The sequence below is a fragment of the Arthrobacter sp. ISL-72 genome, assembly GCF_018613755.1.
Classification (GTDB): Bacteria; Actinomycetota; Actinomycetes; order Actinomycetales; family Micrococcaceae; genus Arthrobacter.
The window spans coordinates 82,486-96,444 of record NZ_JAGGPP010000014.1; the positions used below are offsets into that span (position 1 = coordinate 82,486).

At 66.9% G+C, this 13,959-nt stretch carries 10 protein-coding genes; 6 read left to right on the forward strand and 4 right to left on the reverse strand.

Annotation, left to right across the window (positions count from 1 at the left end; translation table 11 throughout):
* Window positions 1-89: 89 nt before the first annotated feature.
* Window positions 90-2,582, reverse strand: a complete 2,493-nt coding sequence (locus J7I92_RS14190; protein ID WP_214841455.1) for a beta-glucosidase — start codon at window positions 2,580-2,582, stop codon at window positions 90-92.
* Entirely contained in the window at window positions 2,583-3,914 is a 1,332-nt protein-coding gene (locus J7I92_RS14195) for an MFS transporter (RefSeq protein ID WP_311380361.1), read from the reverse strand.
* Between the two features lie 109 nt (window positions 3,915-4,023).
* On the opposite strand from J7I92_RS14195, the gene J7I92_RS14200 reads away from it, so the two are divergent.
* Window positions 4,024-4,614 carry a TetR/AcrR family transcriptional regulator gene (locus J7I92_RS14200; RefSeq protein ID WP_214841457.1) on the forward strand — a complete coding sequence of 197 codons (591 nt, stop codon included), beginning with the start codon at window positions 4,024-4,026 and terminating at the stop codon, window positions 4,612-4,614.
* 157 nt (window positions 4,615-4,771) lie between these two features.
* Here the strand turns inward: J7I92_RS14200 and J7I92_RS14205 are convergent, their stop codons facing one another.
* A complete protein-coding gene (locus J7I92_RS14205) occupies window positions 4,772-5,794 on the reverse strand; it encodes a LacI family DNA-binding transcriptional regulator (RefSeq protein ID WP_214841459.1) in 1,023 nt (340 codons plus the stop codon).
* Window positions 5,795-5,983: 189 nt separating this feature from the next.
* On the opposite strand from J7I92_RS14205, the gene J7I92_RS14210 reads away from it, so the two are divergent.
* The 5 genes from J7I92_RS14210 to J7I92_RS14230 all read left to right on the forward strand — a co-directional run bounded on the left by J7I92_RS14210 (window position 5,984) and on the right by J7I92_RS14230 (window position 11,162).
* Window positions 5,984-7,507, forward strand: coding sequence for a Gfo/Idh/MocA family protein (locus J7I92_RS14210; RefSeq protein ID WP_214841461.1), 1,524 nt, complete (start codon window positions 5,984-5,986; stop codon window positions 7,505-7,507).
* Window positions 7,508-7,544: 37 nt separating this feature from the next.
* Window positions 7,545-8,513: an NAD(P)-dependent oxidoreductase gene (locus tag J7I92_RS14215; RefSeq protein ID WP_214841463.1), complete on the forward strand. Its 969-nt coding sequence runs from the start codon at window positions 7,545-7,547 to the stop codon at window positions 8,511-8,513.
* Window positions 8,510-9,415 (forward strand): 5-dehydro-4-deoxyglucarate dehydratase, encoded by a 906-nt coding sequence (locus J7I92_RS14220; RefSeq protein ID WP_214841465.1) that lies wholly within the window; start codon window positions 8,510-8,512, stop codon window positions 9,413-9,415. The genes J7I92_RS14215 and J7I92_RS14220 overlap by 4 nt, the downstream gene beginning before the upstream one ends.
* An 86-nt stretch (window positions 9,416-9,501) precedes the next feature.
* Window positions 9,502-10,605, forward strand: a complete 1,104-nt coding sequence (locus J7I92_RS14225) for a mandelate racemase/muconate lactonizing enzyme family protein (protein WP_311380362.1) — start codon at window positions 9,502-9,504, stop codon at window positions 10,603-10,605.
* 257 nt (window positions 10,606-10,862) lie between these two features.
* Window positions 10,863-11,162, forward strand: coding sequence for a hypothetical protein (locus J7I92_RS14230; protein ID WP_251039929.1), 300 nt, complete (start codon window positions 10,863-10,865; stop codon window positions 11,160-11,162).
* Between the two features lie 56 nt (window positions 11,163-11,218).
* On the opposite strand, the gene J7I92_RS14235 is transcribed toward J7I92_RS14230, so the two are convergent.
* Window positions 11,219-13,705, reverse strand: coding sequence for a bifunctional SulP family inorganic anion transporter/carbonic anhydrase (locus tag J7I92_RS14235; protein WP_214841470.1), 2,487 nt, complete (start codon window positions 13,703-13,705; stop codon window positions 11,219-11,221).
* Window positions 13,706-13,959: the final 254 nt, after the last annotated feature.

The following is a 13,959-nucleotide window of genomic DNA, read 5'->3' on the forward strand; positions in this document are numbered from 1 at the left end:
GTCCAGCTAATGGCCGGAAAAAGGCGTTTAGCTCACGTTAGGTGGACAAAAACTCCCGAGGCGTCGCGGCGGCTGGCGGGGATAAAGCGTTAGCGCAGTTCGATCTCGAGCACCTGGAAATCGTCGGCCGCATGCCGGCCCACCAGCAGGCGGAACGTGCCCTGCTCGAACTGCCAGCCGCCGTCGTAATGTCCGAAGGCCTTTGCGGGAATCCGCACCTCCACGCTGTCCGTTCCGGAGGGTGCCAGATGCGTTCCGGCGTAGCCGGCGAGCCAGCGGACCGGCCGCTCCACGGCAGTGTCCGGGCGGTCGAGGTACACCTGGACTACTTCACGGCCCGTGCGGGTGCCGGTGTTCCTGACGGGAATATGCACCACGACGTCCTGCCCCGCCGGGACCGACTGCGGCGCGTGTGCGGTGCCCAGCTCGAACGTGGTGTAGCCCAGGCCGAAGCCGAACGGCAGGGCCGGGGCGGCTCTGCCTTCTGCTTGCTGCTTGAGCCATGCCCGGTAACCGACGTGGATTCCCTCCGAATAGACCACCTTGCCGTCAACCGGTGTGGTGTTGAGGACGGGGACATCCTCCAGGGCCGCGGGCCAGGTGGTGGGCAGGCGTCCGCCCGGCTCCTCGGCACCGAGCAGGATGTCGGCGATGGCCGTGCCGAATTCCTGGCCGCCGAACCAGCCCAGCAACACCGCGCCCACCTTGTCCAGCCACGGCATGAGGACCGGCGAACCGGAGTTCACCACCACCACCGTGCTCGGGTTCACCGCGGCCACTGCCTCGACCAGCTCGTTCTGCAGCCCGGGGAGGTCCAGGTCTTTCCGGTCAAAGCCCTCGGACTCAATGGCCGCGCTGGTGCCAACCACCACCACGGCCACGTCTGCTGACCGGGCAGCCTCAACCGCGGCGTCGATCTCCGCCTGCGGATCGGCCACCACGGTCTCTTCACCCAGCAGGATGGCCGTGAACGGAATGATTTGCTGCTTCGGCAGCTGGTATTCGGCCTCGATCCGCACGCTCTGGCCGGCCGTGGTCTCGATGGCATGGACCGTCTTGGGCGGATCGAACAAGGCGGCGCCGAGGACATCCGTGTCGTCCTCGAGTTCGCTGTTGAACACCTCGTCCCCGTCCAGGGCGAACCGGATCCGTCCCACTGTCCCGACGCCGAGGTGGTGGACGCCCGCGGTCTCGGCGGTCCAGTCCGCCTGCATGTGGATGGCCGCGGCGCCGTCGGGGATGCCCACCCCGAACCAGATCAGGTGCGAGGCAAGCCGGTCTTCGCCGGAAATCTCCGAGCCGTCCTCCGCCAGGAACGTGACCCGGATTCCGGGCACGTCGGACACCGGGTTGTGCAGGGACGTGCGCGGGAAGGGCTGGATGGCCTCGGCCACCTTGGCGCCCCGGACGTAGGTGACGATGACGTCGTCGGGCAGTGCCTTACGCAGGCCCTGAAGCGGCGAGACGGTGTATTTGGGCATGACCGTGGCACTGCCGCCGCCCTGGGTGCGCGCCTCCTCGGCGTTGTGGCCAATCACGGCCACGCTGGCGAGCTTGCTGGCATCCAGCGGCAGGATGCCGCCTTCATTGCGGACCAGAACCGCGCCGCGAACGGCCACTTCGCGGGCGACGGCGGCACCGTTCAGCGGGGCGGGAAGCTCCGTCACCGCCGGTGCGAACCCTTCGAGGGAACCCACGCGCGCCGCGAGCCGCAGGATGCGGGTGACCTTTTCCAGGATGGCGGTGCGGCTGACCCGGCCGTCCTCGACGGCGGCAAGCAGCTTGGGCCCCCAGTGGCCCACGGGGCCGGGCATTTCAAGATCCTGGTGCGCGTTGGCTGCATCGACCGAGCGGACGCCGGTCCAGTCCGAGACCACCACGCCGTCGAAGCCCCATTCCGTGGACAGCGGGGTTTCGAGCAGCTTGTTCTCGCTGGCCGTGGTGCCGTTGATGGAGTTGTAGGAACTCATCACCAGCCATGCCCGGGCCTCGGTGATGGCGTCCTCGAAGGCGGCCAGGTAGAGCTCGCGCAGCGGACGCTCAGCAACAACGGAGTCGGCGGTGAACCGGTCCGTTTCGGCCTCGTTGGCCAGATAGTGCTTGGGAGTGGCGCCGATGCCCATGGACTGTACGCCGGAGACGTATCCGGCGGCCATGGTTGCCGTGAGCCGCGGGTCCTCGCTCATGCATTCGAAGTGGCGGCCGCCAGAACGGTGCAGGTTGATGGTGGGCCCCAGGACGGCGTGCACACCTTTTCGGCGTGCTTCCTGCCCTAGGACCTGGCCGTAGCGGCGCGCGGTTTCGACGCTCCAGGTCGCGGACAGGGCGGACGACGACGGCAAGGAGATGGAGTCGTGACGCTCATCGAAGTCTTCGCCGCGGACGCCGGACGGTCCGTCCGACAGGACCACGCGGGAGAGTCCGATTTCGGGAATGGCGTGCGTGGCCCAGACATCCGCTCCCGTGAGCAGCTGGATCTGCTGCTCGAGGGAAAGGCTCTGGGCGAGTTCGCGGATCCGGGCTTCGGCGTCCGGCGAGTCCGACGCCGGGGCCAGGGCGGCCGGTGACAGTGCGGGGTTCATTTACTTGACTCCTTTAATTCGGGTGACGAGGATGGCGCCGATGATGCCGACGGCCGCGCCGCCAAGGAACAGTGCGGGGTAGCCGCCGAAGGCGATGACCGGGAAAGCGACGGCGGGCACCAGGGACTGGGGGAGGGCCTGGGCGATGTTGAAGACGCCGAAGGTCTTGGCGTTCTCGCTCTGGCTGCCGGGCAGGAGGTCGGCGATGAGGGCGACGTCCACGGCGCCGAAGCAGCCGAGTCCCAGCCCGGCGATCGCCTGGCCGACCATGACCTGGTCGGTGGTGCTGCTTGTGGCGATGACGATGAGGCCAATCATCATGATCAGGGCGGAGGCGATGACCATGCCCTTGCGCTTTCCGATCCGGTCGCTGATCCAGCCGCCGGCGAGGCTGGTGGCGACAGTGCCCGCGGAGCTGACCAGGGTGGCCTGGAACACCAGGCTGGTGACATCCGTTTCGGCCACGTGGAGCTGGTCGGTGAAGAAGTAGGGCAGGTAGAGCAGCCCGGCGCAGTAGCCCACGTAGACCATGAACTTGGTGAGCCAGGCCCAGCCCAGGCCGGGGTAGGTGCGCGGGTTGAAGTAGAACGAACCCAGGATCTCCTTGAGGTTCAGCGGAGCGGGCTTTTCGGTCAGGACCCGGTCCTTGAAAGTGAAGGCAAAGGCGATGGCCAGCACGGTTCCCACAGTTCCGGGCACGACGGCCATCTGCAGTGCGTTGTCGAACAGCTGGGCGAAGAAGGCTGCGGCGACGAGGCCCACGGGCAGGGTCATGCCGATCAGGCCGGACAGGCGGCCGCGCTCGGTCGGGCCTGCCTGGTCGGGGAGCGTTGCCACGAGTGCCGCGAGGGCGGCGTTGAAGCCGAGCTGCGCGATGACCCAGGCAACGAGGACGCCCGTCACGCCCGTGGCGGAGCCGAGCAGGAACAGCGACGCCAGCCCAACGAGCGAACCGCCGACGATCCAGGGTTTGCGCATGCCGAACGGTGACGTGGTGCGGTCGCTGAGCCTGCCGAAGAACGGGTTCGCGAGCAGGGCGACCAGGGCGCCGACGCCGGCCACAAGGCTCAGTGCCCCTGCGCGGGTGTCCGGTGTGGTGATTTCGGAAACCTTGATGGCCAGCACCACCAAGGCGGGTGCCAGCACCGCCATCCAGAGCCCGGCGCTCGCGATGGGCATGCCGATCGCGTAAGCGCGCGGAGCCTTGGCGGGTGTGCTGCTTCTGTTCGAAGTGATGCTGGTGGAAGTGGTGGGGGTTGAAGCGGTGCTGGTGGAAGGGGTGCCGCTGCCCGGAGAAGCAGCGGAATCCTCTGAAATGGTCTTGACGGCCACATTGCCTCCTGACGAAAAGTGACCCTCCGTTGGGTCCTGACAATGATGGTAGCGGCAAAAACCTAGTACGACTAGGTTTTTGGAAAAAGAAGTGAAATACACTGACTCAATGTCATCGTCGAAGCCACGCGGCCAGTACGCCAAGGGTGCGGAACGCCGCGAACAGATAATCCAGACAGCCACGGATGTTTTTGCCACCGCCGGCTTCGAAGGAACAGCGCTTAAGCGGGTTGCAGAGCTTGTGGGTGTCAAGGAAGCCACCCTGTTCCACTACTTTCGTGGCAAGCAGGAGCTGCTGACGGCAGTCCTCGCTGAACGGGACCGGCGCAGCCTCGCGCTCACTGACCACGAGGAGGTTGGCCTGCGGCTGATGGCACCGATCGCGGAGCGCAACCGGCAGGAACCGGGGCTGACTACGCTTTACGCTGTTGCCTCGGCTACGGCGAACGACCCGGGGCATGACTCCCATCCCTACTTCCAGGAACGTTATGCCCTGTTGGTGGATGAGCTGGCCGAAGACGTCGAGCGCCGCCAGGAGGCCGGCGAGGTGCGCCGGGACGTGCCTGCGAAAACCCTGGCACGGCTGGTGGTGGCGGCGTTCGACGGCCTGCAGCTGCAGTGGCTTTATGACAAGAAGGTGGACATGGCGGACGGTCTGAGCCAGCTCATAGACGTGCTCCTGGCTCCGCCCGCGGCTTAGCCCCGGTCACCCCGGCCACCCGTGGCTTAGCCCCAGTCACCCCCGGTGCCGGCCGGCGCCGCCGTCGTGCCCGTTGGAGTTTTTGTCCAGATAACGGCCCGAAAAGGGCGCGGAAGTGCCTTTATCTGGACAAAATCTCCGGACGAAGGGGGAGGACTTACGCTTTTGCCGGTCCTGTGCTGCCGCGCGATTCCAGTTGGGGCTGGAATACTGTGGGCCCTTCGTTGGCCGCGTCGGAGGGGACGTGGCGGATGAGGTCCCGCATCCGGTGCCATGCCTGCTGGCCCAGTTCAGTGATGGGAACCGCTGCTGTCGTTAGCGTGGGTGTGGTGTAACGGGCGAAGGGGATGTCGTCGAAGCCCGTGATGGAAACGTCCCCGGGGACCCGGATACCCCGCTCATGCAGCCCGCTCAGCAGGCCCATCGCCACGAGGTCGTTGAAGGCCAGAATGCCCGTCGCTCCGCTGGCCAGGACTGCGTCCGCGGACTCGTGGCCCGCCTCGAAGCTGGAGCCGCCGTCGAGCATGTGGAGGTCGATCTCCGGATGGCCCGCCTTGAACTTTTCCAGTCCTGCAAGGCGGAGTGCGTTCGAAGCGCTCCCTTCAGGGCCGGCCAGGAATGCCAGCCGGGTATGGCCAAGGCCTACCAGGTGACCGGCCAGTTCCTGGATGCCCTGGCCGTAGTCCACCATGAGGCTTGGCACGGAGGCGTGCGTGGTGGTGCGGTTAATCAGGACCATGGGGTGGAGCGACGGCGCAAGCTCTTCCAGTTCGGCGTCGCCCATGCGGGGCGCGCACAGCACCAGCCCGTCGCAGCGGCGGCGCGCCTCGCCGGCCAGGATGGCTTCCTCGCTGGAGACTTCGGAGGAATCGGCGATCAGCACGCGGTAGCCATCCTGCGCCGCGGCCATGCTGAGGCCGCGGAGAATGGCCTGGAAAGTGGGGTTGGAAAGGTCCGGAACCACGATGCCGATGGTGTCGGTCTTGCCCAGTGCCAGGCTGCGGCCCACCGGGTTCGGCTGGTAGTTCAGCTCGGTGGCTGCCGCCCGCACCCGCTCGGCGATGGTGGCGTCAACGGTGAAATTGCCGTTCATGACACGCGAGACCGTCGCGTGCGAAACGCCGGCCTTGAGTGCGACGTCGGCAATGCCGATCCGCCGGGTCGTGGCTCTCCTGCCCATGGGGCCCCTTTCCGGGCTTGTCCGACTCCTCCCGCCGTCTTCCCCTTCAGGGGGACGGTTGACGTGGCCGCCAGAGTCTTGATACAAAGCTTATAACGCTTCGAGAAAACGCTTTCTCATTATTTTCCCCGCTCAGTTTCGGGCCGTCAAGCGGCCAGCGTTCCTGCCTTCCGAAAGGGTCACACCGCAATGGGCAACACCACCAACACCGCCAATCCAGGCGGCAGAGCTGCCGCCGCTGGCAGCAGGGTCGACGCCGACGCTGCCGCCGCTGCCGCCGCAGCCGCCGTCGCCAGCCCTGCCGGGGATCCCGCCCCTGCGGCTCCCGCCAAGAGGGCGCGGATCGCCCTGATCGGGGCGGGCGGCAGGTCCGAAATGTACATCCGGGCCATCTACGGCAAACACTCGGATACTGCGGAACTGGTGGGTTTGTCCGATGTGAACCCCGGCCGGATGGAGTACTACCGGAAGCTCATCCAGGAACTCGGCGGCACCCGGCAGGTGAAATCCTTCGAGCCGGGACAGCTGACCGCCTTCATCCGGGACAACGCAATCGACAGGGTCGTGGTCACCACGCCCGACTACACCCATGCCGACTACATCGTGGAAGGCTTGGAAGCCGGCGCCGACGTCGTGGTTGAAAAGCCGCTGACCATCAACGCCGAGGGCTGCCGCAGGATCACCGACGCCGTGGCGCGGACCGGACGCAACGTGGTGGTCACGTTCAACTACCGCTACTCGCCGCGCAACAGCGCCCTGAAGGAAATCATCCAGGGCGGCGTGATCGGCAAGGTCACGTCCATCGACTTCAGCTGGGTCCTGGACACAGTGCACGGCGCTGACTACTTCCGCCGCTGGCACCGCGAAAAGGAGAACTCCGGCGGCCTGCTGATCCATAAGTCGTCGCACCACTTCGACCTCGTCAACTGGTGGATCGACGACGTCCCGGAGCGCGTCTTCGCTTCCGGTGGCTTGAAATTCTATGGCGACAAAAACGCTGCGCAGCGCGGCCTCGGCGCCCGCCCCGAGCGCGGCACCCAGGACTCCGGCACCCAGGACTCCGGCACCCAGGACTCCCGCGCAGGCGAAGCAGTCAGGGATCCGTTCGTGCTGGACCTGCGCGAGGACGACAAACTCCGCGAGCTCTACTACGAAAACGAGCACTTCGACGGCTACCGCCGCGACCAGGACGTCTTCACCGGGGGCATCACCATCGAGGACAACCTGGCACTCGTAGTGGACTACCAGGGCGGTCAGGTCCTCAGTTACTCGCTCAACGCCCACAGCCCCTGGGAAGGCTATCGCGTGGCTGTCAACGGCACCGAGGGCCGTGCGGAGCTCGAAGTGGTGGAGCGCGCAGCAGTCCAGAACAGCACTGACAAGAAGACCGTGGTGGACCCCTCCGGGACGCCGGTCCAAGAAGAGGACGCCGTGCGCCACAACGGTGAACGCCTGGTGGTCCAGCGGCACTGGGAGGCAGCTTACGAGGTGCCGATCATCAACGGTGAAGGCGGCCACGGCGGCGGCGATGAACTGCTGCTGTCCGATCTCTTCAACGGCCCCGGCGAAGACCCGCTGGGACGGCCTTCCGGCTATCTGGACGGAGTCCGCTCCGTCTCCGTCGGCATCGCCGGCAATGAGTCCCTGGGTACCGGCCTTCCGGTCCGCACCGCGGACCTGGGACTCGGCGTCGACCTCCGCCGCGGCCAATGACCCGCGCCAACAGACCCGAGTAAAGGACCCGATCATCATGAGCAGGATTTTTGTCACCGGCGGCTCCGGCCGGCTGGGGCGCAGTGTTGTTGCCGGCCTCGCGGGGGCAGGCCACCATGTCATCTCGGTGGACCGTACCGCCGTCCCGGCAGCCCAGCTGCCGGACGGCGTCGAGCAGTACAGCGCCGACCTTCTGGCACCGGGGGAGGCCTCGCGCCTGCTGCGGGAAGCAACGCCCGACGCCGTCGTCCACCTTGCGGCGATCGCCGTACCTTTCAGCGCGCCGGAAGACGTCATCCTCAGCACCAATACGAGGCTGGCGTACGCCGTCATCAGCGCGGCGACCGAGCTGCGCATCGGCAGGATCATCACGGCAAGCAGCCCAACGGTACTGGGCTACGGCTCGCCCGCGGGCTGGCTGCCGGAGAGCTTCCCGGTGAACGAGGAAACCACGCCAAGGCCATGGAACGCCTATGCACTGTCCAAGCTCGTCGCCGAGCAGACCGTGCAGATGTTTGCTGCCGCCCAGGGGGACGCCATCCGCTACGCGGCCTTCCGGCCCTGCTACGTGATCTCGCCGGAGGAATGGGCCGGTGCCCCCACCCAGCAGGGCCACACCGTCAGCGAGCGTTTGGCCGACCCCGCACTGTCCGCTCCCGCCCTCTTCAACTACGTGGACGCCCGGGATGTAGCTGAATTCCTCGACCTGCTGCTGGCAAAGATGGACACCATTCCCAACGGCCAGACCTTCTTCGTGGGAGCGGCCGACGCGCTGGCCACCGAACCGCTGGCCGAACTGATGCCGCGATTCCTGCCTGGAAGTTCGGACCTTGCAGCCGGTCTCACGGGCACCAGCCCGGCATTTTCGATCGCAAAGGCCCGTGAACTGCTCGGCTGGGAACCCAGGCGGAGCTGGCACACCGAGCTGAAAACAGAAATCCACCTCAACGACGAGAAGTCCGCCGCGCTGGTCGCGGCCGGCGCCGGATCCAAGGAGACCCCATGAAATTCGACGGCGTACTGTTCTTCCCCGTCACGCCCTTCACGCCGGAAGGAGACGTGGATGTGGAAATCCTCAAGGAGCACATCACCTCCCGGCTGCCTCACAGCCCGGGCGGTGTGTTCCCCGCCTGCGGCACCGGCGAGTTCCACGCGCTGAGCATCGAGGAGGTGCGTACGGTGGTGGCTGCCGCCGTCGAAGCCGTAGCCGGACAGGTGCCGGTTGTTGCCGGCGCCGGCGGACCGCTGGGCCACGCGCTCGCCGCGGCCCGCGTGGCAGAGGAAGCCGGGGCCGACGCCCTGCTGGTGCTGCCGCCGTACCTCGTAACGGGCCCCGCCGATGGCCTGGTGGCGTACATCGAGGCGGTTGCGGCAGCCAGCAGCTTGCCGGTGATCGTCTACCACCGCGGGAACGCCCGATACACGGCAGCTTCGATGGCGCGCCTTGCCGCCAACCCCAAAGTGATCGGCTTCAAGGACGGCCTGGGCGACGTCGGGCTCGCCCAGGAGATCGTCAGCGCCATCACTGCCAGCGGCCGCGAGGACTTCCTGCTCTTCAACGGCCTGCTCACGGCGGAACTTACCCAGGGCGCCTACCGCGGCCTGGGCATCCCGCTCTACTCCTCGGCCGCGTTCGCCATGGCACCGGAAATCGCCCGGGCCTACTACGACGCCTACATCTCCGGAGACGAGGACCGCCGGCACGCCCTGCTGGAAGGTTTCTATGCGCCGCTGGTGAGGCTCCGCGACCAGACCCCGGGGTTCGGCGTCTCACTGATCAAGGCAGGACTCCGCCTGGGCGGCCTGCCGGTTGGTCCCGTCCGGCCGCCGCTGGTTGACCCCACCGAAGAACAGCTTGTCCAGCTCAAGGCCATCCTGGCCAAGGGCTACGAGCTGGCCGGCCGCTAATGGGGTCGCCAATTGCCGAGGCCCTGGGTGGGGGCCGTCCCGCCGGCGCGCCTGGCGCCGAAGCACCCGTTGCTCAAGAACGAGGCGTGGCCGCTGGAACACCGCCACGGATCACCAGGCTCTCCAGCCGCCTCCTGACGGTTCCGCTCCTGCGGAGCTGGGGGGCCGAGGCACCGGAAAACCATGTGATCGTCACCGAAATCCACACGGACGACGGCGGCGTGGGGCACGGTTTCTCCTGGACCCCCACCATCGGTCCCCAAGCGGTCAAAGCGCTGCTGGATTTCGACGTCGCGCCTTTTATCACCGGGTTGGAAGCCAAGGCCGAAACAGTGTGGGACCAGCTGTGGAAGCGGCTGCACGAAGCCGGCGGCGGGGGACTGACCACCATCGCCATGGCCGGTGTTGACCTTGCCCTGTGGGACCTCCAGGCCCGCCGTGCCGGAACCTCCGTGACGGGACTGCTGGGGCAGCGGCAGGAGTCGGTCGAGGTGTACGGCTCCGGCGTGAACCTGCACTACTCGCTCGAGGAACTCGTGACCCAGGCGGAACGCTGGGTGGCCGCCGGGCACCAGGCCGTCAAAATCAAGGTGGGCAAGCCGGACATCCGGGAGGACGCCGAACGCGTGGCCGCGGTGCGGAAGGTCCTGGGCCCCGACCGGAAGCTTATGGTCGACGCCAACCAGCGCTGGGATCTGCCGACCACGTTCCGCGCCCTGGACGTACTGGGCGGGTTCGGACTGGAATGGCTGGAGGAACCGCTCCGGGCGGATGACCTCTGGGCCTACCGCAGGCTGCGCCGGCACTCACCGGTGCCCATCGCGCTGGGGGAGAACCTGCACACCATCTACCGCTTCCGTGACTTCATCGAGGCCGGCGCCGTGGACATCATCCAGCCCAACATCGTCCGCGTGGGCGGCATCACGCCCTTCCGCCGCATTGTGGAACTGGCCCGCACCCACAGCATCAGGGTGCTGCCGCACGTGCTGCCCGAGCTCTCCGGCCAGCTAGCGCTGACCATGGCCGAACCGGCACTTGTGGAGGACGTGGAGGACGCTTCGTTCGAACAGCTCGGCGTGCTTAACTCGCCCTCGCCCGTTCGTGTGAGCAACAGCAGGCTGACCCTTGCCGGCCGGCCCGGTCTGGGGTTCGACTTCTGCGCCAGGTCTTCCGAGCACGGGCGGCCCTAGGAGCTTCGGGCGACACAGCGCGCGCAAGCGACACAGGAAAATCACCCTCCGGAAACGTTGCTGCAATCTTGCTGAAGGATGCTGATCCCAGCGGATGACTGACAACACCAGCAGTCGGGGTTCAGTCGATACAGCACCAAGGGGAGGGGCTCATTGTGGATGCAGGCGGGAATGCAGTGGTCCGGACAAGTTCGGAATTGTCGGCCGGTGAGGAAATCGAGGCCTGGCACAAGGGCCGGTTGTTTCACCGGGGCCGCGTGACGGAAAAGATTCCGTCCACAGACCTGTTCTGGATCGTGGACGCACGGACCGGGGCGCGCAGGCTGCTCGACGTGGAAGCCCTGGAGATCGTCAAGGTTGCAAAGCCCGTCGCGGTTGAAGCAGCCCGTCTGGAAGCAGCCCGTATGGAAACAGCCTTGGCTGAAACCAGCGGCAGCGAGCCTGCCCGGAGTGGGAGTGACACAACGCGGGTGGACCGGATGGTCCGCGGCGAACGTGCCACCGTTTCCCGGGCGTCCCGGCGTGAACCCCATGTCGTGTGGTTCTCCTCGGCCTGAGGCCTGACCCCAAGCAGCATCAGGCCGAGGAGAAGTGCGGGCTTAACCCGGCCCGCTTAGCGGCTGGCTGCCGCTGCGGGGTCGAGGTGGCTGATGCCGTCCGGGGTGACCTGCAGAACCCTGGCCGTGGAGATGTCGTAGAACAGCCCTGCAATGTGCACACGTCCGGTCTGCAGTGCTTCCTGCAGGCCGGGGTGCCGCTGGAGCCGGTCCAGCTGAACCGCGACGTTCACCATTGCCAGCTGGTCGACGGCGCCGAAGCCCGCCTCGGCTGCGGCGGCCTGAACCGGGTGCCCGTCGCGGAAGGCGGCCAGGCTTGGACGTGCGTGGTCCAGCCAGATGTCGATCGCTCCGCGCTGTGCGTGCTCCCGGTCAACGGGTTCTTTAACTCCGCACTCCGCGACCTCGGAGTGGGTGCCTGCGGTCCCTGCATCTCCGCACTCCCGGTTTCCGGACTCCGTCTTGGCGTCGGCCAAGAGTGCGGTCATGGCACCGCAGCCGGAATGCCCGCAGACCACGATGGACTCCACGGACAGCTCGCTGAGGGCAAATTCCAGGGCTGCCTCGATGGACGCGTCGCGGCCGCTGCCGCCCACCACATTGCCCACGTTCCGGACGGTGAAGAGGTCGCCCGGGCCGCTGCTGGTGATGAGGTTCGGCACCAGGCGGGAATCGGAGCAGGCCACGAACAGTGTCCCCGGATCCTGGAACGAGGACAGCTCCTGCACGTGGGGGCGCACCAGGTGGGCGTTTCGGCGATGATAGTTGTCCACGCCGGTCAGCACTGAACGCAGCGGCCCCGGAACCTCCGGCCCGGTCGCCGAAGGACCGGCCGGATGACCGGCCGCGTCGTTTGGAACCGCGTGTCCGGCAAGCAGGCGCCGCTGCCAGCTGCGCCACGGGGCAAATCCACTACGAAGGGCCGAACGTGAACTCCCGCGGCTCGGCGGTCCTGCCTGTGCGGCATGGAGCGTTGCGGTGCCGCTTTCTTCAATGACCACGGTGCCCCCGTTGCCCACGTGCCTGTTGCGCCAGGCCTCCAGGGTGTCGTGGACCGGGTGGTCGAGGAAGTCCACCTCCAGTTCAACGGTGACGAGGGCACGCGCCGGAACCGAGGCTAACACCGTGCTCAGGCGCGGAAGCGAGAGGAAACTGCACGATCCGTCGATGACCACGCGCCAGCGGTTACCGTCTCCGCCTCCGATCGCTTCCGCATGGATGCTGGCCCTCGCCACCCGCCATACGACCAGCGCAATGGCCAGGACCAGGCCGGTCAACACTCCCACGAGCAGGTTGACGAACACCACGCAGAACAGGGTCACACCGTAGACCGTGAGGTCGCCGGTCCGCCGGGCTGTCCGGATGTCGGCCGGCCGGACCAAACGGGAGCCGATGACAATCAACAGGCCTGCGAGGACAGCTTGCGGAATGAGCTGGATCAGCCCTGCGAGCAGCAGCGAGAAGACCAAAACCCAGACGCCGTGCAGCACGGCTGACCTGCGTGTCCGGGCGCCCGCCTCGACGTTGGTGGCACTGCGGACAATGACACCGGTGACCGGCAGTCCGCCGAGCATCCCGGAGGTCATGTTGGCTGCGCCCTGCCCCAGAAGCTCGCGGTTGAAGTTCGTCCGCTCACCGTGCTGCATCTTGTCCACGGCGACTGCGGAAAGAAGCGATTCAACACTGGCAATCAGCGCGATGGTCACGACACCGACAACTACGGCCGTCCAGTTCCCGTCGGGCAGTTCCGGAAGCGCCAGCGCGCCGAGCAAGGAGCCGTCAAAGGTGATCCGGTCCACGTTGAACGGCAGGGACAGTGCAGTCGCTGCGATCACCGCCACCAACGGACCGGGAATCCGCCGGACGGCTGCCGGCAGGTGCTTCCATCCGAGCAGAAGGGCGATGACCACCGCACCCAGGACTGCCGCGGCGATGTCGGCGGCGATGATGCTGCCCGGCATGGTCATGATGTTCTCCCAGGCCTCACTGGCAGACTCGGCACCGAGCATCACGTGAAGCTGCTGCAGCACGATGGTGATGCCGATGCCGGCGAGCATGGCATGAACCACCACCGGGGCGATGGCCAGCGCAACGCGGCCCACCCGTGCCAGGCCAAGCAGGGCCTGGAGCACACCGGCGGCAGCCGTGATTGCGCAGGTGACCGGCCAGCCAAACTGTTCGATCAGGCCGGCAACGATGACCGTCAGTCCGGCTGCCGGACCGCTGACCTGCAGGGGTGATCCGCCCAGGCTGCCGGCAACAATCCCGCCAACGGCGGCGGCGATCAGGCCGGCCATGACCGGGGCGCCGGAGGCCGCGGCGATGCCGAGCGACAGCGGGACGGCAACAAGGAACACCACCAGGGACGCCGGCAGGTCCCAGCGGAGTCCGGTGGTCAGGAATGCCCGGATTCCGGCGGGACGGGACTGTGCTGCAGTGTCCTGCACGACGGCGGCGGCCGGGTCGTGTTCGACCTGACCCTGTCCCGCCGGGCCGGGATCAGTTGGCGCGGGCGGGTCTGTCTTGGCAGGTGCAGATGGCATGGCAGTCCTTCGCTGGTACGTCGCGGTCCCGTGCCACGCTATTGACGCTCCAGTTGAGCCCGCAAGGGACCCGGGGGTGAGAAGAAACACGCCGAAAAGATGCCTTCCGGTGCGTAACGAAGCCTCAACATTCCGCGCAAAGAAGGCACGCCTGAGCTCCTCTCGCCCCACTTACGGGCGCCGCTGAAGCCCCACCGAATCGGACTCGGGTTTCAAGTCAAATCCAAACGGTTGGCTAATAAACCGCCTTCTGG

What these genes read in the sequence shown, in the direction of transcription:
- J7I92_RS14200 (WP_214841457.1), top strand. Translation starts at nt 4,024, where the DNA reads ATGTCATCGTCGAAGCCACGCGGCCAGTACGCCAAGGGTGCGGAACGC.
- J7I92_RS14190 (WP_214841455.1), bottom strand. Translation starts at nt 2,582, where the DNA reads ATGAACCCCGCACTGTCACCGGCCGCCCTGGCCCCGGCGTCGGACTCG.
- J7I92_RS14205 (WP_214841459.1), bottom strand. Translation starts at nt 5,794, where the DNA reads ATGGGCAGGAGAGCCACGACCCGGCGGATCGGCATTGCCGACGTCGCA.
- J7I92_RS14215 (WP_214841463.1), top strand. Translation starts at nt 7,545, where the DNA reads ATGAGCAGGATTTTTGTCACCGGCGGCTCCGGCCGGCTGGGGCGCAGT.
- J7I92_RS14235 (WP_214841470.1), bottom strand. Translation starts at nt 13,705, where the DNA reads ATGCCATCTGCACCTGCCAAGACAGACCCGCCCGCGCCAACTGATCCC.
- J7I92_RS14220 (WP_214841465.1), top strand. Translation starts at nt 8,510, where the DNA reads ATGAAATTCGACGGCGTACTGTTCTTCCCCGTCACGCCCTTCACGCCG.
- J7I92_RS14210 (WP_214841461.1), top strand. Translation starts at nt 5,984, where the DNA reads ATGGGCAACACCACCAACACCGCCAATCCAGGCGGCAGAGCTGCCGCC.